Source organism: uncultured Agrococcus sp., from assembly GCF_945915485.1.
GTDB lineage: Bacteria > Actinomycetota > Actinomycetes > Actinomycetales > Microbacteriaceae > Agrococcus.
This window is the reverse complement of the sequence record NZ_CAMEFJ010000009.1, coordinates 21346-40487: the sequence shown is the minus strand read 5'-3', so window position 1 is coordinate 40487 and position 19142 is coordinate 21346. Positions and strand designations below refer to the sequence as shown.

Genomic DNA, 19142 nt, shown 5'->3' with positions numbered 1-19142 from the left:
TAGTGGAAGCAGTTCTGCTCTTCATCGCTGGGGTCCTGGTCGTCGTCGTCGGCCTTGCCGTGTCGATCGGTCTGCATGAAGTCGGTCATCTGTTACCGGCGAAGCTGTTCAAGGTTCGCGTCGGGCAGTACATGATCGGATTCGGGCCGACGATCTTCTCGAAGCGGTTCGGCGAGACCGAGTACGGTTTCAAGTGGATTCCGCTCGGCGGCTACATTTCGATGAGCGGCATGTACCCACCGGCGCAGAAGGGCGGCAAGCCGAGGGATGCCAGCACTGGCTTCTTCGACACGCTCGTGCAGGACGCTCGCGATTCCAGTGCGGAGACCGTTGTGGATGGCGAAGAGCACCGCACGTTCTTCAGCCTGGCGGTCTGGAAGAAGCTCATCATCATGCTCGGCGGACCCATGATGAACCTCGTGCTCGCCGTCCTGCTCTACGGCATCCTGCTCTGCGGCTTCGGCGTGGCGCAGCCGAGCACGACGGTCGCCAATGTCTCAGAGTGCGTCATCAGTTCCGCGGAAGAGCGAACCGAATGCGAGGAGGACGATCCGCTCGCGCCGGCAGCGGCGGGCGGTGTCCTCCCCGGCGATGAGATTCTCAGCTTCGACGGGGTCGAGGTCACGAGCTGGGAGGCCGTGCAGGGGCTGATCCGGGAGCGTGCCGGCGAAGAGTCCGAGGTCGAGGTGTTGCGCGACGGCGAGCCTGTGACCCTGACCGTCGAGCCGCTTGAGAGCGAACGCCCGGTAGTAGACCGTTGGGGCCAGCCCATCCGAGAAGACGGCGTATACGTGACCGAGCCCGTCGGGTTCATCGGCATCGGCCCGCAGTACGAAACCGTGCAGCAGCCGGTATCCGCTGTGCTGCCGGCGGTCGGCGAGAACGTCGAACGCGTCGGCCACATGATCCTCAACCTGCCGCAGCGGCTGTGGGATGTCGGTGTCGCTGCATTCGGTCAGGGCGAGCGCGACCCGAACGGTCCGCTGAGCGTCGTCGGGGTCGGCAGGCTCTCGGGCGAAATCGCGTCCAACGATCAGATACCCATCGTCGAGCGGATCGCATCGATGGTCGGCCTGCTTGCGAGTCTGAATGTCGCGCTCTTCGTCTTCAACCTGATTCCGCTCATGCCGCTCGACGGCGGGCACATTCTCGGCGCGCTCGTCGATGCGGTACGGAGGAGGCTGGCGAAGCTGTTCGGTCGCCCGGACCCCGGACCACTCGACACCGCCAAATGGGTCCCCGTGACGCTTGCGGTATCGGCGCTATTGCTCGTGATGGGCGTACTGCTGATCTACGCCGACATCGTCAAGCCAATAACGCTCGGCGGTCAATAGCTCAGATCATGTACTCCGGTTCGCGGTAACCACCGCGTTGGAAGACGAGAGTTCGCCTTTCCTGACTCCTGCCGCTCGCGCTGGATTCTCGAGCAGCGCGAGAAGACCTCAGTGTCTAGTCCGGGGTCTACGACTCTCTCGTGCCCTGATGGAATCGTTGTCGCCAGCGACCGCCCTCCCGCACCCAGACGCTGCTGCGCAGCGCCGAGTGTTCGCCAACGGAGCGCCACACGATGAGCACAGCCTCCGTCGAGAGCTCATGGATCGCCAGCAACTCGAATCCCTCTGGAACGGTCAGCGGCGTGATCTCGGCGAGCATCTCGTCGCGTGACCAACGTCTGCCGCTCGCACCGATCTCCTCCCACTCGGGATGCAGAAGCGCAGCAACGCTCGCGGGGTCTGCGCGCACCGCATCGTCGAGCAGTTGACGCTCAAGACGCACGACTTCGCCTTCGTCGGATGCATCGACTGCGAAATCGAGTCCGTCGAAGAGGTCCGGCTCGAGTGACGTGGGTGACGCCTCCTGCTCTTTAGCGGGCGCTCGGTGCTCATCGGACGAAGGCGCTCCTCGCATTCCCGGCCCTGCGTCCGCAGTTCGGCCATCCTGAAATGCACGAGCGGCACGCTGTGCGAGCTGATCGGCACGCTCGTTGAGATCCTGACCCGAGTGACCGCGCACCCACTCGAACTCCGTCCGAAGCCCGGCCGCGCGACGTGACTCGAGAGCGGCATCCAGCCGTTGCATCAACTCGGCATTCTGCACGGGTTTGCCGTCGCCCTTGCGCCAGCCGCGTTTCTTCCAGCCGGGAATCCATTCGGTTGCGCTCTTGAGTACGTATTGACTGTCGAGCAGAACGAGGAGATCTTCGACCTCCCTCGACTGTTCGAGCAGGTCGATCACCGCTGTGAGTTCGCCCTGATTATTCGTGGCACGAGGCCAACCGCCGGACGCCCAGCACGTGTCGTCGACGAACCACGCCCAGCCTCCTGGGCCGGGATTTCCGAGTGAAGAGCCGTCTGCGGCAGCCACGAGAGTCATGCTCCGATCATGCCAGTTGCAATCGCCACGGCGGCCCCGCCATGCGAGGGGAGCACGTAGGCTTGTACGCATGTCTGCGATTAATCTCGGGAGTCCGGAGTCGCTCACCCTCGCACCGAGGCGCAAGACACGGCAGATCAGGGTCGGAAAGGTCGGCGTCGGCAGCGAGTCGCAGGTAGCCGTGCAGTCGATGACAACCACGAAGACGACGGACATTAACGGCACTCTGCAGCAAATCGCGGAACTTACGGCGACCGGCTGCGACATCGTGCGTGTCGCAGTGCCGACTCAGGAAGATGCCGACGTGCTGCACATCATCGCGAAGAAGAGTCAGATCCCGGTTATCGCCGATATTCACTTCCAACCGAAGTACGTGTTCAAGGCGATCGAAGCGGGCTGCGCAGCCGTGCGGGTGAACCCCGGCAATATTCGCAAGTTCGACGACCGGGTGGGCGAGATCGCGAAAGCCGCGACCGACGCCGGTGTCAGCCTTCGTATCGGTGTCAACGCCGGCAGTCTTGACCCGAGGCTTCTCGAGAAGCACGGCAAAGCGACGCCCGAGGCGCTGGCGGAGAGCGCCGTATGGGAAGCGAGCCTATTCGAGGAGCACGATTTCCACGATTTCAAGATCTCGGCCAAGCATCACGATCCGGTCGTAATGGTCAAGACCTATCGTCTGCTCGCCGAACGGGGAGACTGGCCGCTGCATTTAGGAGTCACGGAAGCCGGCCCCGCGTTCCAAGGCACGATCAAGTCGGTTGCAGCGTTCGGCATCCTGCTCGGGGAAGGGATCGGCGACACCATTCGCGTCTCGCTCTCCGCGCCTCCTGCTGAAGAGGTCAAAGTCGGACTCCAGTTGTTGCAGTCGCTCGGACTCCGCGAGAAGAAGCTCGAGATCGTGTCCTGCCCGAGTTGCGGGCGTGCGCAGGTTGACGTTTTCACGCTCGCAGAAGAAGTCACGGAAGGTTTGAAAGACATTTCCTTCCCGCTGCGCGTCGCGGTCATGGGATGTGTCGTCAACGGCCCCGGAGAGGCTCGAGAGGCAGACCTCGGGGTCGCGAGCGGTAACGGCAAGGGCCAGATTTTCGTCAAGGGCGAGGTCATCAGAACTGTTCCGGAAGAGGACATCGTGTCGACTCTGATCTCGGAGGCCCGCCGGATTGCGGAGGAGCAGGGGCTCGACAGGGGAGAGGCGACCGTGGTGACGGCGTAGGTTGCCGCCGACCATTCCAAGACCGATCCGACTAACTTCATACGCCGCCGGAATTCAGGCAGGCTCCAGAGTCTTCCCAGGCTTTGCCTGTTCACGGCACCTAGGCTCGTTGCAGCGACGAAAGGAACCTTCAGTGGCCAGCACAGCGCAGAGAGCGCCGATCTCTCAGGACGAACTTGAGTGGGCGCAGTCTCAGATCTCGGCGATCCAGAACAGCTTCGGCGGCAAAGTCGTCGGACAGACACCGTTGTTGCAGAGCCTGCTCGTCGCACTGCTTTCGGGAGGGCACGTGCTCATGGAGTCCGTGCCCGGCCTTGCGAAGACCACGGCCGCGGCGACGTTGGCGCAGAGTATTCAGGCATCCTTCAACCGCATCCAGTGCACACCCGACCTGTTGCCCAGCGACATTGTCGGTACGCAGATCTACGACCAGCACACGGGCAACTTCCGCACGCAGCTCGGGCCAGTGCATGCGAACTTCGTCCTGCTGGACGAAATCAACCGTTCCAGCGCGAAGACCCAGTCGGCGATGCTCGAGGCGATGCAGGAGCGGCAGACGTCCATAGGAGGAGAGACGCATGCACTGCCGAAGCCGTTCTTCGTACTCGCCACCCAGAATCCCATTGAGCAGGAGGGAACGTACACGCTGCCGGAGGCACAGCTCGACCGCTTCCTGCTCAAGGTGATCCTGGACTACCCGAACCCCAGCGAGGAGGCCGAGATCGTTCGCCGCATCGAGACCGGCGTGTTCGATCAGGGCCCGGATGCTCCCGTTGCTTCGCTGGAGGACGTCATGCGCCTCCAGGGTCTTACCAAGCGTGTCTACATCGATCAGGCCATCACGAACTACATCGTGCAGCTGATGTACGTCTCGCGCCACCCTTCCGACTACATCGGCGCACAGCTGTCCGAATACCTGCAGTACGGCGCCAGCCCGCGCGGCTCGATCGCGTTCTCCCAGGCCGGACGTGCGCTCGCACTCATCCGGGGTCGCGACTACGTGATTCCCGAGGACGTGAAGGATCTCAGTCACGTCATCCTGCGTCATCGCATAATTCTGAACTACGAAGCCGAAGCTGATGGGGTTTCGAGCGAGAACGTCATCGACGCTATCTTCGGCTCGGTTCGTACCCCGTAGGAGCTCGATTTCCAGTGAAGCAACGACTCATGAAGGTCAAAACGCGGATGCGCATTCACGCGCACCGCAAGACCATCGAGTTGCTGGATGGCGAGTACTCTTCCATCCATCACGGCAGGAGCCACGATTTCGACGATCTGCGCGAATATGCGCCGGGAGACGAAGTCAAGGACATCGATTGGAAGGCGACGGCCCGATCCAACGTGCCGTTGATCAAGCGCTACATCGCCTCGCGTCAGCACAACATCGTCTTCGTCGTCGATACGGGTCGGGGGATGGCCGCCATCGGTGAGAGCGGCGAGCCGAAGTCCGAGATCGCCATTCAAGCCGTCGGCGTTCTTGCGTATCTCGCGACTCGACACGGGGATCGGGCGGCACTCTTCACGGGGAACAGCGACAACCTCGACCACATGCCGCAGGGAGGCTCTGAAGCTCACATAGAGCGAATGCTGCGGAGAATCGATGAGTCGATCACGTTGGATTCACCGCAGAGCGACATGACGTTCGTGTTGACACAGGTTGCGCGTCGGCTGCGGCACAGATCGATCGTATTCATCGTGGCCGATGACATCCTGCTGAATCCGGACATGGTGACGCAGCTGGGTCGTCTGCACGCCCGTCACGAAGTGATGTGGGTTTCTGTCGGCGACGCGGATCTCATGGCCAGGTCGGCAGGTGCCCCTGCGGTCTGGGGAGTCGACAGCAAGGCAGAGCTGCCCGACTTCGTTCGCCGCAGCCGCAAGCTGCAACGGGTCTTCGACAGGGGAGTAGAGCAGCGACGAGACCTGCTCGAGGGCGAACTTCGCAAGAAGGGGGTCGCCGGCGTCAGAATCGGTTCGATCAAAGAGACGGTGCAGTCGCTGTTCCGTCTGCTGGAGAGGCACCGTCGTGCGAGCCGCGCTTGATGCTCCCGATCTGTATGGACCCATGGCGTATTGGCCATGGTGGGTGCTCGGTGCGCTCGTCCTGGCGGCCATCGTTATTCTGTACGCGGGGCTGTGGATTTTCGGACGACCCCGCGGCATCCTCGAGCCACCGCCTCCTCCTCCGAAGAAGGTGGACGTGCGCAGCGTCAAGCAGAAGTATCTCGACCTCGTCGAGGAAGTGGCTTCCGAACACGGGGCGGGTGAGCTCGATCCGCGCGAACTTTCGCAGCGGCTCAGCCTCGTTCTGCGCTTCTTCGCGCACGAGGCGAGCGGCATCGAGGCCGAAGTCATGACGCTCGAAGATATGCGGCACGCGCAAGTACCGCTTGTTCCGGGAGCTGTCGAGCGCTACTACCCGTCTTCATTCATGCGGAAGGCGAAGACCGACCCGGACGAAGCGATCGAGATGGCAAGAAGGGTGGTGGCAACGTGGGCATAGGAACAGTCATGTGGTGGTGGTGGGTTCCCATCGTCATCATCGTCGTCGTACTTGCGCTCATCGCCGGATTCCTGATCTTCCGACGTCGTCGCTCGTCGTCATCGGGGCTCCCGGTCGCTCACGTCGACCGCCTGACAGGGCTGAAGGCCTACCGCTCGGCGATGCGCGAATATCGCTTCCTGACCGCCGCTGCCGTCGTAGTGGTGATGATCATCGCATCCGTGACCGCAGTAACGGCCGCACGGCCGGCGACGGTCGATGCGCAGCAGAACGAAGACTACAAGCGAGACATTCTGCTCTGCCTCGATGTTTCCGGGTCGATGGTGAATGTCGACGCCGAGATCGTCAGGATCTACAAGCAGATCGTGCAGGGCCTGAGCGGGGAGCGCATCGGGATGCGGATCTGGGACGCCAGCGGATACCTCGCCTTCCCCATGACGAGCGATTACGACTACATCATGGAGCAGCTCGATAAATACGAGGACGCCTTCGAGGGCCGCGGCGACTTCGACTATCGGGCCGGTACGAGCTCGATCGCCGGAGCTTCGCTCGTCGGCGACGGGCTCGCGGGCTGCGCAACCGACTTCGCGAACCTCAACGAAGACAACGATCGTCCGCGCTCGATCATCCTGGCGACCGACAACTTCGTGAACGGCAACCAGGTGTACTCCCTCGAGCAAGCCGGGCAGCTCGCGATCGACAACGAAGTGCGCGTCTACGCCATCAATCCCGCCCACTTCCCGACGGACGAACCCTCGATCCAGTTGCAGGAAGTCGTGGAGGCCACCGGCGGCGAGTACTTCCCGCTGGACTTCGGCGGCACCGTGCGCACCATCATCGATGAGATCAATGCTCTTGAAGCCGGCTACATTCAAACGCCGCCGGAAGTGCAAGTGATCGATAACCCGGCCAACAGGCCGATGTGGATCGCAGTGTTGATGCTCGGTCTGCTCGGTTTGGCTTGGAGGGCGAGACTATGACGCTACTGCCCGACATCCCGCTTCCCGCCCTGGTTATCGCGACCTTCGGGCTGCTCGCGTTCTGCGTCTGGCGCGCCATCGTGGCGCGGAAACAGCTCATGGGTTGGATCAGGCGCGGCGTCATGGTGCTGCTCGTGGCCGCCATGATCGCGCATCCCGGTGTCCCGGGCGGTCTCGTGCCAACGGGCTCCATCTCCGCGAACGTCTTCCTCGTCATCGATACGTCGCAGTCCATGGCCGCGGAAGACTGGGGCGACGAAACGCGCCTCGACGGCGTGCGGGAGGACGTCAGGGATGTCGCCTACGCGTTCGCGGGCGCCGATATCTCCGTCATCACGTTCAATTCAACGGCAACGCTCAACGTTCCCCTGACGAGTGACGGCTCCGCCGTCATCGAGATGGTGCGCGCAATGCGTCCGGAGATCGCGGAGACGTCGCGTGGGTCGTCCGTCAGCTCAGGAAGGGACCTGCTCGTAGAAGAGGTGGAACGACTCAACAGCAGCAGCCCCGGCGACCCCATCATCGTCATCTACATGGGCGACGGAGAGCAGACGAGCGCGGACCCCGTCGACTCCTTCGCAGACCTGAACGGCATGATCAGCGGAGGGTTCGTACTCGGCTATGGAACGGAAGAGGGCGCGCAGATGCCACGCTCCACGTACACGGGCCTCACCGATGAATACGTCATCGATCCCTCGACCGGGCAGCCCGCGATTTCGTCCATTGACCAGTCGAACCTCCAGTCGATCGCAAGCGAAGCCGGCCTCACCTACCTGCACAGAAGCCCCGGAACGGAACTGCGGACGAGCCTCGACGGGCTCTCGGACGGCGACGCGGAGGTCTCCATGGAGCGGATGCGCGAGTCACGTCTCGACCTCTACTGGATCTTCGCCTACCCGCTGGCCGCATTACTGGCCTGGGAAGCGTTCCACATCATGCGGCAGATCCGGAAGACCGTTCCGCCGAAGGAGCCGTCATGACCATCACAGACGGCCAGCGTCGACGCTGGCGCAGAATACTGATGCTCTGCGCGATCCCTGTCGCGATAGCGGGCCTCGTGGTGTCCACGAAATTCTTCACGACGGAGATGAGCGCGAATTCCGCCATCACGGCGTACGACCACCGCGCCTACCAGGAGGCTGCAGACCAAACGGAACCCCTGTTCTGGTGGAACTTCTACGAGCAGTGGCGCGCCCCCTACAACAAGGGCGTAGCGCTGGGCATGAGCGGGGAACTCGAGGAGTCGAGGGAACTGCTCGAAGAGGCGCTCACACTGCACCCGGATCCCGAGTCGAACGAATTTTGCGTGATCTACACCAACTTCGTCTACGTCGTCGAGAAGCAGGGTGACGAGCAGCGAGAGACCGGTGATCGCGAAACCGCGAATCAGTTCTACTACGAAGCTCTCGACCTCATCGAGCAGGCGCCCCCGGGCTGCATGGAGGAGCCGGCAGAACGCGAGCCGAACATCCTGGAGCAGCTCACGGAATCGGTCCCTCGTATCGAGGCGAAGATCGAGGAAGACGATGGCGATGGCGACGATAACAACGACGACAACGGCGGCGACAACGACAACGATCAGAACGATGACAACGGCGGCCAGAACGAAGAGGACGATCTGACGGATCAGGAGCAAGAGCTGCTGGAGCGCCAACGCCAGTCGGAGCGCGACCGTCAGGAGCAGGACGGCTACGGCGACGACGAGAACGGCGGCGGCGACGGCGTCGACAAGCCTTGGTGATGCACTTTTCACGGTGCCGTTACGCGAAGTGAGATCGAGCTCGGGGCACGAGAGGTCGGTGACGGTGAAGGGTCGTTCCGGCAGATAAGCTCGGATCATGACCGCTCGACTTTCGCAACTGTTCCTGCGTACCCTTCGTGATGACCCCGCCGACGCAGAAGTCGCCAGCCACAAGCTGCTGGTGCGCGCCGGGTATATTCGCCGCGCCGGCAGCGGCCTGTTCTCCTGGCTGCCGCTCGGTCTGCGTGTTCGCAGAAAGATCGAGCAGATCATCCGGGAGGAGATGACTGCGGCAGGAGCGCAGGAAGTGCTGTTCCCGGGGCTGCTGCCGAGGGAGCCTTACGAGCTGTCGGGTCGCTGGACCGAGTACGGGGATGACCTCTTCAGGCTGCAGGATCGCCGCGGCTCCGATCACCTGCTTGCCCCGACGCACGAGGAGGTATTCACGCTGCTCGTGAAGGATCTGTTCTCGTCGTACAAGGATCTCCCGGTCACGATCTATCAGATTCAGGACAAGTACCGCGATGAACCCAGACCGCGCGCAGGGCTGCTGCGCACGCGTGAGTTCACGATGAAGGATGCCTATTCGTTCGACGTGGATGATGCCGGGCTGGAGGCCTCGTATCAGCGTCAGCGTGACGCTTACGAGCGTATCTTCGCGCGCCTCGGTCTCGACACTGTGATCGTGGCGGCCGATGCGGGAGCCATGGGCGGCTCCAAGAGCGAAGAGTTCATGCACCCGACGGCGGTGGGCGAAGACGTCGTTGTCGTCAATGACGCCGGATACGCCGCCAATGTCGAGGCATTCACAACCATCGCACCTGAGCCGCAGCAGACCGAGGGACTGCCGGCCCCCGTCGTTCACGACACTCCGGATACTCCGACCATCGAAACACTCGTGGCGGATGCCAACGCGAGGTTCCCGCGCGAAGACGGACGGGCATGGACCGCCGCCGACACACTGAAGAACGTGGTGTTGAAGCTCACGCACCCCGACGGCTCGACCGAACTGGTCGTCGTCGCAATTCCCGGCGACCGGGATGTCGACGATAAACGCGTGGAGGTCGCGTTCCAGCCTGCAGAAGTCGCCGCGGCGACAGAAGAGGATTTCGCTGCCAACCCCGCGCTTGTGAAAGGCTACATAGGGCCCTGGAGCGCCGAAGGGCCCGTTCTCGGGGAGGAATCCCGTAGCGGCATCCGTTTCCTCACGGACCCCCGGATTGTCGAGGGCACGAGCTGGATCACGGGTTCGAACGAGTCGGGTCGCCACGTCTTCGGGCTCGTCGCGGGGCGTGACTTTGGAACGGACGGAACGGTGGAGGCCGCAACTGTCGTCGATGGTGACCCCGCCCCGGACGGGTCGGGGCCGATTCGCAGAATCCGGGCGATGGAAGTCGGCCACGTGTTCCAGTTGGGGCGCAAGTACGCGGACGCCCTCGGTCTCGAAGTTCTCGACGTGAACGGCAAGCTCGTGACCGTGACCATGGGCTCGTACGGCATCGGCGTGACGCGCAACCTCGCCGCGATCGTCGAGCGCTTTCACGACGAGAAGGGCATCGTCTGGCCCGCCGAAGTCGCGCCGTTCGACGTCCACGTCGTTGCCACGGGTAAAGACGAAGAAGTCTTCCGAGTCGCGGAAGAGGTCGTCGCCGAGCTCGACGCCGAGGGCTTCGAGACGGTCTTCGACGACCGCCGCAAGGTGTCACCGGGAGTCAAGTTCAAGGATATTGAACTGATAGGCGTGCCGAAGGCACTCGTCATCGGGCGCGGTGCTGCCGAGGGAGAATTCGAGCTCTGGGACCGAGCATCCGGTGAGAAGCTGCCCGTTCGCCGTGAGGACGTTCTGGCAGCCCTGCGCGCCTAAGCCCCGTCCTCCACCCCATTCGTCCCGCTACACTTCTCGGTCTATGCATGCCGACACGCCCGTATAGTGCGTTCATTCCCTGTATAGACCGAGAAGTGTGCGGAGGCAGCGGGGTGTGGATGCGGGAGTGGCTCGGTGAAGTGGCGCTGAGGCCGCCGGAAGCGATAAGCTGATGCGTCCGCAATGAGCGGCCTACAGTTGAACAGAGGGGAGACCGCGATGGACATCGACATCAACGCACTGAAGCTGGTGGAACGAGAGCGGGAGATCCCCTTCAACGATCTGCTGAGCATTATCGAGCAGGCCATTCTGCAGGCGTACCTGCGTTCCAAGACGGAGCCGACACCCGATGCCGAAAAACCTCGTGTCGAGATCGACCGTCGCACGGGTGGCGTCACGCTGCTGGAGCCTGAGCTCGATGAAGACGGCAACCGGATCGGCGAGCAGGAGATCCAGCCCGACGACTTCAGTCGACTCGCCGCCAGCGTCGCCAAGCAGGTCATCGTGCAGGCGATGCGCGAGCGCAATACGGAGAACGTGCTCGGTGAGTACAAGGACCGCGAGGGCGAGATCGTGGCCGGTGTCGTGCAGCAGGGCTCGAATCCTCGCATGATCCGCGTCAAGCTCTCGGACGACTTCGAAGCGGTGCTTCCTCCCGAGGAGCAGGTCCCCGGAGTCGAGTACAGCCACGGCGAGCGCCTCCGCGTCTACATCACCAAGGTCGAACGCGGCGAGCGCGGTCCGCGCGTGACGGTGTCGCGCACTCACCCGGGTCTCGTTCGCAAGCTGTTCGCTCTCGAGGTACCCGAGATCGCTCAGGGCGTTGTCGAGATCGTTGCGATCGCCAGGGAGGCCGGTCACCGTTCGAAGATCGCGGTGCGCGCCAAGGACCCCGAGATCAACGCGAAGGGTGCCTGCATCGGCGAGCTTGGGGCGCGTGTTCGTGCCGTGCAGACCGAGCTCGGTGAAGAGAAGATCGACATCGTCGACTACTCGGACGACCTGCCTAAGTTCGTCGCGAACGCACTGAGCCCTGCGAAGGTCTCGGAGTCGTTCATGCTCGACGAGAAGACGAAGGCAGTTCGGACGCTGGTTCCCGACTTCCAGCTGTCGCTCGCAATCGGCAAAGAAGGGCAGAACGCACGCCTAGCCGCGAAGCTGACAGGCGCGAGGATCGACATTCAGCCCGATTCGGTAATGGAAGCGTAGTTGCGCTGGATTTCAATTCGCGCCGTCGTGAAGAAAACGGTCCTGTGGATCGTTTTGAGTGATGGATCGACATTCAGCTGAATCTATTGGGTGATCTGCGGAGCGGGACGCTGTCCTTCCAAGAGCTTGATCCGCAGGATCGCTTTGGTCTGAACTATCGCTGTTTGCGAAGTCCCGTCGACTCCCTGCCTTGTATGAATTCGATCCACTGGATCGAATTCCAGTTGTTCGCTCCAGTCGGGTTGTCACGTGGAAAATGGGGCCCCGACCTCGCTTCGCTCGGCCCCATTTGTCCACGCGTCAACCACTCCATTTCGCTATGCATGTTGTAGCGGGGCCCTGCCTTGCATGAATTCGATCCGCAGGATCGATATTGAGCTCAACTCTGTGGTGGAGTTGTAGCGCCGGTCCCTGTCTTTTCACAAATCGATCCACAGGATCGCTTTGTGTTGAAGTACTTCTCTCTGCGAAGTCGCATCGAGTCCCTGTCTTTCCAAGAGTTTGATCCGCAGGATCGCTTTGGTCTGAACTATCGCTGTTTGCGAAGTCCCGTCGACTCCCTGTCTTTCCAAGAGTTTGATCCGCAGGATCGCTTTGGTCTGAACTATCGCTGTTTGCGAAGTCGCATCGAGTCCCTGTCTTTCCACGAATTCGATCCACAGGATCGAATTCCGCGTCAACCACTCCATTTCGCTATGCATGTTGTCGCGGGGGCCCTGCCTTGCCACATATCGGAGTTCACCGGTTCGCCAAATCCGACTTCTTCACTTAGAGCGGTCTTTGGGTCGGAATTCTTCGAGAATTCCGACCTGAACTCCGCTCTTAGTGCCAGTGGTGCTGCGCTGCTTGCCGTACGCAGAGCAATCCCAACGCGGATCGAGTGAGGCTAGCGATAAGACACGCCCGTGGGCATCGACTTGTACGCAGGAGAGCTGCACGGTCGCGCGGCGAACCCGTTCGCCCTCCACGAAGGATGCCGGTCGGCAGACACGCCCGAGCGTTCCGTGAGGTAGACTTGTTAGCATCCGTACGTGTCTAGGCTGCCGTGAACGCGATGAGCCGCGCCGTTTGGTGCGAATCGTCGCTGAGCAGGGAGTCGCAATCCCGGAGGGTCGTGAAAGACTTCCTGGACGAGGCGCGTGGGTGCATCCGACACCGGAATGCGTCGCGAAGTGCGAACCGAAACTTCGTCGAGCACTCCGGGTGCGTGCACTCGATACAGCCCGTATCGCGGAGATCCAAACCCTCGATTCATCCGAATCCGAGATCAAAGGAACGAAAACCACCATGGACAACTAATGAGCGGCTCGAAATGAGACCCGTTATCAATTGACGTCCGTGACTCCTGCCCGGGAATCACGGACCGGACAGGAGAGAAGTGGCAAACCCACGCGTACACGAGATCGCATCTGAGCTCGGTGTTGAGAGCAAAGTTGCGCTAGAAAAACTTAAGGAGATGGGCGAGTTCGTCAAGAGCTCGGCATCGTCCGTTGCGCCGCCGGTCGCGCGTCGCCTGAAGAAGAAGCTCGTCGAAGACGGCGTCGTGCCGACCGAAGACAAGCCTGCGCCCAAGGCAGACGCGCCGAAATCGGCAAGCGCGAAACCCGCCGCGAAGACCGGCCCGAAGCCCGGTGGCCCGAAGCCCGCGGGTCCCAAGCCAGCTGAGAAGGTTGCAGACAAGCCGAGCCCCGCGGCCGAGAAGCCGGCAGAGGCTCCTAGGCCCGCTGCTGATGAAGCGCAGGGAGAGGCTCCGAAACCTGCTGCGGCGCCTTCCGGTGACGCCCCCAAGCCGAGCGCTATTCCGCGCCCGCGCCCTCGTCCCGGTGGACCCCGCCCCGGTAACAACCCCTTCGCATCCCAGCAGGGTATGGGCAGGCAGCGCCCCGGCGGCCCGCGACAGGGTGGCCAGGCAGGCGAGCGCCGCCCCGGCGGTGGCGGTCGACAGGGAGGCCCGCGCCAGGGTGGTGGCGGTGCGCCTCGCCCGGGAGCACCTCGCCCCGGCTCCCCTCGCCCAGGAGCCCCCGCACCCGCTGGCGGCCCCGCAGGACGTGGGGGTGGCCCCGGCCGCGGAGCCCCGGGTCGTGGCGGCCCGGCATTCGCCGGTCGCGGCGGTCGCGGTCGCGGTGGTACGGCAGGTGCTTTCGGTCGCGGCGGCGGCAAAGCGAAGTCCCGTAAGTCGAGGCGCGCGAAGCGGCTCGAATTCGAGATGCGCGAAGCGCCGTCGGTAGGCGGCGTCAAGGTACCTCGCGGTGACGGCTCGACACCCATCCGCATGCGGCGCGGTTCCTCGCTCGCCGACTTCGCAGAGAAGATCGGTGCGAGCCCGGCCGACCTCGTAACAGTGCTGTTCCACCTCGGTGAGATGGCCACTGCGACACAGTCGCTGGATGAGACGACATTCGAGCTTCTCGCTGACGAACTCGGCTACAAGCTCGACCTCGTCAGCCCCGAGGACGAGGACAAGGAGCTCCTCGAAGCCTTCGACATCGATCTCGATGACGAAGACGACGAAGAGGATCTCGAGTATCGTCCGCCTGTCGTGACCGTCATGGGCCACGTCGACCACGGTAAGACTCGACTGCTCGACGCTGTTCGCAACGCCAACGTCGTTTCCGGCGAAGCCGGCGGCATAACGCAGCACATCGGTGCCTACCAGGTCGTCAAGGAGCACGACGGCGTCGAACGCCCCATCACCTTCATCGACACCCCGGGTCACGAGGCGTTCACCGCCATGCGTGCCCGTGGCGCGCAGGTGACGGACATCGCGATCCTGGTGGTGGCCGCCGATGACGGCATCATGCCGCAGACGATCGAGGCGTTGAACCACGCGCAGGCTGCGGGTGTGCCCGTCGTCGTCGCGGTCAACAAGGTCGACAAGGAAGATGCGAACCCTGCGAAGGTGCGTCAGCAGCTCACCGAGTACGACCTCGTCACCGAGGAGTACGGCGGCGACACCATGTTCGTCGACGTCTCGGCTCGTACGGGTCAGGGCGTGCAGGATCTGCTGGAGGCCGTGCTGTTGACGGCGGATGCGGGGCTCGACCTCCGTGCCAACCCCGACAGGGAGGCGCGCGGTGTCGCTGTTGAAGCGAAGCTCGACAAGGGGCGCGGTTCCGTCGCCACGGTCCTCATCCAGTCGGGCACGCTCCGCGTCGGTGACTCCATTGTCGCGGGCACCGCTTACGGCCGAGTCCGGGCGATGATCGACGACATGGGCAATCGTGTCGAAGCGGCCGGCCCGTCCATGCCTGTTCAGGTGCAGGGTCTCTCCTCCGTTCCGCGGGCGGGCGACACCTTCCTGCAGACTGAGGAGGATCGAACTGCCCGCCAGATCGCCGAGAAGCGTGAAGCACTCGAGCGCAACGCACAGCTGGCAAAGGCCCGCAAGCGCCTCTCGCTCGAAGACTTCAAGACCGCTCTCGACGAGGGCAAGGTCGAAACGCTCAACCTCATCATCAAGGGTGACGTTTCGGGTGCTGTCGAGGCGCTCGAAGAGTCGCTGCTCAAGATCGAGGTCGACGACTCCGTTGATCTGCGCATCATTCACCGCGGTGTGGGTGCCGTCACGGAGAGCGACATCAACCTCGCGACCGTCGACAACGCTGTTGTCATCGGATTCAACGTTCGGCCCGACACGAAGGCACGCGAGCGTGCGCAGCGTGAAGGCATCGACGTGCGCTTCTACAGCGTCATCTACGCGGCCATCGACGACATCGAGAACTCCCTCAAGGGCATGCTCAAGCCCGAGTACGAGGAAGTCCAGTCGGGTGTCGCCGAGATCCGCGAGGTGTTCCGCTCTTCGAAGTTCGGCAACATCGCCGGTGTCATCGTACGGTCGGGCACGATCACGCGTAACGCCAAGGCACGCGTCATCCGCGAGGGTGTCGTGCTGGCGGACGGTCTCGCGATCGAGTCGCTACGTCGGTTCAAGGACGATGTCACCGAGGTTCGCACGGACTTCGAGTGCGGTATCGGCCTCGGCAAGTACAACGACATCCGTGTCGGCGACGAGATCGAGACCATCGAGATGGTCGAGAAGCCGCGCGACTAGTCGCAGGAGGAATCCATGAATGAGAGTCCGAGAGCACGCAGGATCGCGGACACCGTCCGTCAGATCACCGTGAACGCGCTACGGAATGAGGTGAAGGACCCCCGCCTGGGGTTCGTCACCGTCACCGACGTGCGGGTAACCGGGGATCTGCAGCACGCCACGGTCTTCTACACCGTGCTCGGCACGGAGGAGGAGATCGCGGACACCGGTGTTGCGCTCGAGAGCGCGAAGGGCGTCGTTCGCCGTGAACTCGGTCGGGGGCTGTCGTTGCGACTCACGCCCTCCATCGAGTTCCAGCTCGACGCGGTTCCCGAGAACGCGGCCTCGATCGAACACCTGCTCGATGAGGCTCGTCAGCGGGATGCGGAGACTCGAGATGGCGCTGCGTCCGCACAGTACGCAGCCGGTGAGGATGCCTACCGCGAACCTCGCGAAGAGGACTGAAGCACTTCAGTACGGCAGACGGAGCTCGTCGTCCTCCTGGACGGCGAGCCCGTCTCGTTTCAGGCTCTCTATCGCTCGCTCGCGCTGCGGGTCATCCGACCACACGAGCACGAAATCCGCCACAGGAATGGGGATGTCCGACTCCCGCAGCGCGCGCAGAATACGGCCCCGTGCCTGACGATCGCTGCCCTCGAACCGTGCCTGCTTCGGAGCTCTTCTTCCGGTGAACTCCGGCTTGCCCCTAGCAACCCATGAACACGCGGACAGCAAAGGGCACTCATCGCATTTCGGTGCTCTCGCCGTGCACACGAGAGCACCCAACTCCATAAGGGCGATCGAAACGAGCGCGGCATCCTCTCTGCCTTCTGGAAGCAGCGCCTCGACGTCTGCCAGATCGCGCTTCGCGGCGGGGCCCGCTTCTCCCTGCCCGTGCACGGCCCTGGCGATGACTCGGCGCACATTCGTGTCGACGACAGGGTGCCGGTCGCCGAAATGGAAGACGGCAACGGCCCGTGCCGTGTAGTCCCCGATACCGGGCAGCGCGAGCAGTTCACGAACATCTCCTGGCACGACGCCACCGTGCCGTTCGACGATCGCGACTGCCGTATCCTGCAGCCGCAGCGCCCGCCTCGGATAGCCGAGCGTGCCCCACTGCCGCAATACTTCGTGTGTCGGAGCGTCGGCGAGGTCGCGGGGCCCTGGCCAGCGTTCCAGCCAGCGATCGATCTCGATCGCTACTCTGCTCGCCCGAGTCTGCTGCAGCATCACTTCACTCACGAGCGTGCCCCACGCGTCGAACTCGGGCCGTCGCCACGGCAGATCTCGTGCGTGCTCGTCGTACCAGGGCGGCAGCAGTCGAAGCAGTGACGAGCGCGAGATCACACGGACAGTCTATTTCGTTAGCGCAGCCGTACGAGCCCAACGGGCGGTCACGAAATGTTGAGTCGACGGCCGAAAGGGAACCGCAGCATCCGTTTTTCGTGACCGATGCCCGTATGGTCAACATCCGGTGACACTTGCATGAGATACCGGCCAACGACGACGTTGAGGAGCAATACGATGGAGGCATGCCCGATTACGCCCTTATGATGCGCGCCGCCGACTGGACCCAGGAGCAGCGCACCGTCTACACCCAGATCGCCGAGAGATTCCTCGCCAGGAACCCGAGAGGTCGCAGGATGCTCGCCGTCGACGGACGGAACGGTGTCGGGAAGTCGAGGCTCGCCCACGAACTCCGTGTCGCATTCGCCCGCGCAGAAGTCACATCGTTCGCGGCATCGATGGGCGACTTCCTGAACGTGCGTCGAGTGCGCGAGCGACAGGGCCCGGCCTCAGCGCGAGGCTATTACGACGACACCTACAACCTCTCGGAGCTCAAGCGTTCGCTCCTCGAACCGTTCATGATGGGCGGCTCGACGTCCTTCGTGCTGAAATCATACGATGCCGAAGCCGAAGCCTATGTGGAGCCTGACTGGGAGTCGTCAGGGCAGAACGCAGTACTGATCGTCGAGGGCGAGTTCCTTGCGCGGCCCGCTCTGCGCGATCTCTGGCACGGATTCCTGCTCGTGGAGGCCGCCGACGGTGTGCGCGGATCGCGCCTGCAGGCACGCGATGGCGCGCATCCGCTCATCTCGCACGCTTCGCACGGGCTCGCGCAGCAGGCTCACGCGTACTACGAGGAGACGGCTGCCCCTTTCGACCGTGCGGACATGCTGCTCGACAACAGCGATTGGCAGCGCCCGATTCTCGTGCGTTGACGGTTCAGCGGAGCGGGATGCGCTGCGCGACTTCGTCGACCGTGAACGGTTCGCTGCGTGCTTCCCGCTCATGCACGAGAGCGGTGATTGCCGCGTTGACGGGCGCTTCGCGTCCGACCCTGCGTGCGGCGTCCACGACGGCGCCGTTCAGGTAGCCGATCTCGGTCGGCTTGCCTCGCACGATGCTCTGCTGTGTCGAGCCGAGGTTCGGCACGTCGCCCATGACCGCGGCCATTCGACGGGGGACGATTGCGGCAAGCGGCAACGGTCCGTGTTCGATGAGTCGCAGTAGGAAGGTCGACAGCCCCTGCAGCGGTCGCAGCGTATTGCCCGAGGCCCGCCCGATGCGAACGGTTTCGCGCATACTCGCGGTAATGATGCGAAGGAGGGGCGGGGTTGCGATCGTGTCCTGCACGCTCCTGTCCACGAGGGCCGGGACGGCGTTCACCATGTTGATGACCAGCTTGGTCCACTGCGCGCCCTCGATCCCGTCAACGTGTGCAACTCCGGGAACGGCACCCTGCAGGAGCTCGGTGAAGAATTCGCCCTCCCTGCCGCCGATGAACAGCTTCCCGGCAGCCGTGACGTCGATTCTGCCGGGCTCGATGAGATTCGCGGCAGTCGTCGAGATTCCGCCGGCGACACGTTCGTGGCCCAGGATCGTTGCCGCGCGTCCGTGGCCGTTGAGCCCGTTCTGGATGACGAGAACTGGTCGCTCGGCTGCGATCGGGTTCGCGGCGAGTGCCGTCTCGGTGTCGAGCGTTTTCGTCGCGAGCACGACCGCGTCGACATCCGGCAGCGTTTCCTGCGCCCGCACACGTTCGTGAAACTCACCGAATGCGCCGCTGACGTGCAACCCGTCGTCACTGATGGCAGTGAGATTCCCGCCGCGTGCCGTAATCGACACCGTATGACCTTCGGCGGCGAGCATAGCTGCGAGGTGGCCGCCGATGGATCCGGCACCGATGATTCCCACGCGCGTCACGTGACTCAGCCTACTGCCGGCG

Annotated in this window: 17 protein-coding genes; 14 read left to right on the top strand and 3 right to left on the bottom strand. The window is 63.2% G+C overall.

Features of this window, described 5'->3' with window-relative positions:
• Window positions 1-2: 2 nt before the first annotated feature.
• Window positions 3-1334 carry a site-2 protease family protein gene (locus tag Q0O95_RS03260; protein WP_293695230.1) on the top strand — a complete coding sequence of 444 codons (1332 nt, stop codon included), beginning with the start codon at window positions 3-5 and terminating at the stop codon, window positions 1332-1334.
• A gap of 127 nt (window positions 1335-1461) precedes the next feature.
• On the opposite strand, the gene Q0O95_RS03255 is transcribed toward Q0O95_RS03260, so the two are convergent.
• On the bottom strand, window positions 1462-2373 hold the full coding sequence (locus Q0O95_RS03255; protein ID WP_293695228.1) for a ribonuclease HI family protein: 912 nt from the start codon (window positions 2371-2373) through the stop codon (window positions 1462-1464).
• A 70-nt stretch (window positions 2374-2443) separates the two neighbouring features.
• Here Q0O95_RS03255 and ispG point away from each other — a divergent pair, with 70 nt between their 5' ends.
• From ispG to rbfA, 12 genes are all read left to right on the top strand, one after another.
• Window positions 2444-3586 carry a flavodoxin-dependent (E)-4-hydroxy-3-methylbut-2-enyl-diphosphate synthase gene (gene ispG, locus Q0O95_RS03250; protein WP_293695226.1) on the top strand — a complete coding sequence of 381 codons (1143 nt, stop codon included), beginning with the start codon at window positions 2444-2446 and terminating at the stop codon, window positions 3584-3586.
• 133 nt (window positions 3587-3719) lie between these two features.
• Window positions 3720-4724, top strand: a complete 1005-nt coding sequence (locus tag Q0O95_RS03245; RefSeq protein WP_293695224.1) for a MoxR family ATPase — start codon at window positions 3720-3722, stop codon at window positions 4722-4724.
• 29 nt (window positions 4725-4753) lie between these two features.
• On the top strand, window positions 4754-5629 hold the full coding sequence (locus Q0O95_RS03240; RefSeq protein WP_293695222.1) for a DUF58 domain-containing protein: 876 nt from the start codon (window positions 4754-4756) through the stop codon (window positions 5627-5629).
• A 22-nt stretch (window positions 5630-5651) separates the two neighbouring features.
• Window positions 5652-6089: a hypothetical protein gene (locus Q0O95_RS03235; protein ID WP_293695220.1), complete on the top strand. Its 438-nt coding sequence runs from the start codon at window positions 5652-5654 to the stop codon at window positions 6087-6089.
• Window positions 6080-7069: a hypothetical protein gene (locus Q0O95_RS03230; protein ID WP_293695218.1), complete on the top strand. Its 990-nt coding sequence runs from the start codon at window positions 6080-6082 to the stop codon at window positions 7067-7069. The genes Q0O95_RS03235 and Q0O95_RS03230 overlap by 10 nt, the downstream gene beginning before the upstream one ends.
• Window positions 7066-8049, top strand: coding sequence for a VWA domain-containing protein (locus Q0O95_RS03225; protein ID WP_293695216.1), 984 nt, complete (start codon window positions 7066-7068; stop codon window positions 8047-8049). Before Q0O95_RS03230 ends, Q0O95_RS03225 begins: the two co-directional genes overlap by 4 nt.
• A complete protein-coding gene (locus Q0O95_RS03220) occupies window positions 8046-8810 on the top strand; it encodes a hypothetical protein (protein ID WP_293695214.1) in 765 nt (254 codons plus the stop codon). Before Q0O95_RS03225 ends, Q0O95_RS03220 begins: the two co-directional genes overlap by 4 nt.
• A gap of 97 nt (window positions 8811-8907) precedes the next feature.
• On the top strand, window positions 8908-10674 hold the full coding sequence (locus tag Q0O95_RS03215; RefSeq protein WP_293695212.1) for a proline--tRNA ligase: 1767 nt from the start codon (window positions 8908-8910) through the stop codon (window positions 10672-10674).
• A 219-nt stretch (window positions 10675-10893) separates the two neighbouring features.
• Window positions 10894-11883, top strand: a complete 990-nt coding sequence (gene nusA, locus Q0O95_RS03210; RefSeq protein ID WP_293695211.1) for a transcription termination factor NusA — start codon at window positions 10894-10896, stop codon at window positions 11881-11883.
• 1023 nt (window positions 11884-12906) lie between these two features.
• Window positions 12907-13182 carry a YlxR family protein gene (locus Q0O95_RS14070; protein WP_366516434.1) on the top strand — a complete coding sequence of 92 codons (276 nt, stop codon included), beginning with the start codon at window positions 12907-12909 and terminating at the stop codon, window positions 13180-13182.
• 79 nt (window positions 13183-13261) lie between these two features.
• Window positions 13262-15934: a translation initiation factor IF-2 gene (gene infB, locus Q0O95_RS03205; protein WP_293695209.1), complete on the top strand. Its 2673-nt coding sequence runs from the start codon at window positions 13262-13264 to the stop codon at window positions 15932-15934.
• 15 nt (window positions 15935-15949) lie between these two features.
• The gene (gene rbfA / locus Q0O95_RS03200) at window positions 15950-16378 is read left to right on the top strand and encodes a 30S ribosome-binding factor RbfA (protein ID WP_293695207.1); all 429 of its coding nucleotides are present in this window, start codon (window positions 15950-15952) and stop codon (window positions 16376-16378) included.
• Between the two features lie 6 nt (window positions 16379-16384).
• On the opposite strand, the gene Q0O95_RS03195 is transcribed toward rbfA, so the two are convergent.
• On the bottom strand, window positions 16385-17260 hold the full coding sequence (locus Q0O95_RS03195) for an A/G-specific adenine glycosylase (RefSeq protein ID WP_293695206.1): 876 nt from the start codon (window positions 17258-17260) through the stop codon (window positions 16385-16387).
• A 185-nt stretch (window positions 17261-17445) separates the two neighbouring features.
• On the opposite strand from Q0O95_RS03195, the gene Q0O95_RS03190 reads away from it, so the two are divergent.
• Entirely contained in the window at window positions 17446-18135 is a 690-nt protein-coding gene (locus tag Q0O95_RS03190; protein ID WP_293695204.1) for a hypothetical protein, read from the top strand.
• 4 nt (window positions 18136-18139) lie between these two features.
• Here Q0O95_RS03190 and Q0O95_RS03185 read toward each other — a convergent pair whose 3' ends face one another.
• Window positions 18140-19120, bottom strand: coding sequence for a ketopantoate reductase family protein (locus Q0O95_RS03185; protein ID WP_293695202.1), 981 nt, complete (start codon window positions 19118-19120; stop codon window positions 18140-18142).
• Window positions 19121-19142 lie beyond the last annotated feature (22 nt).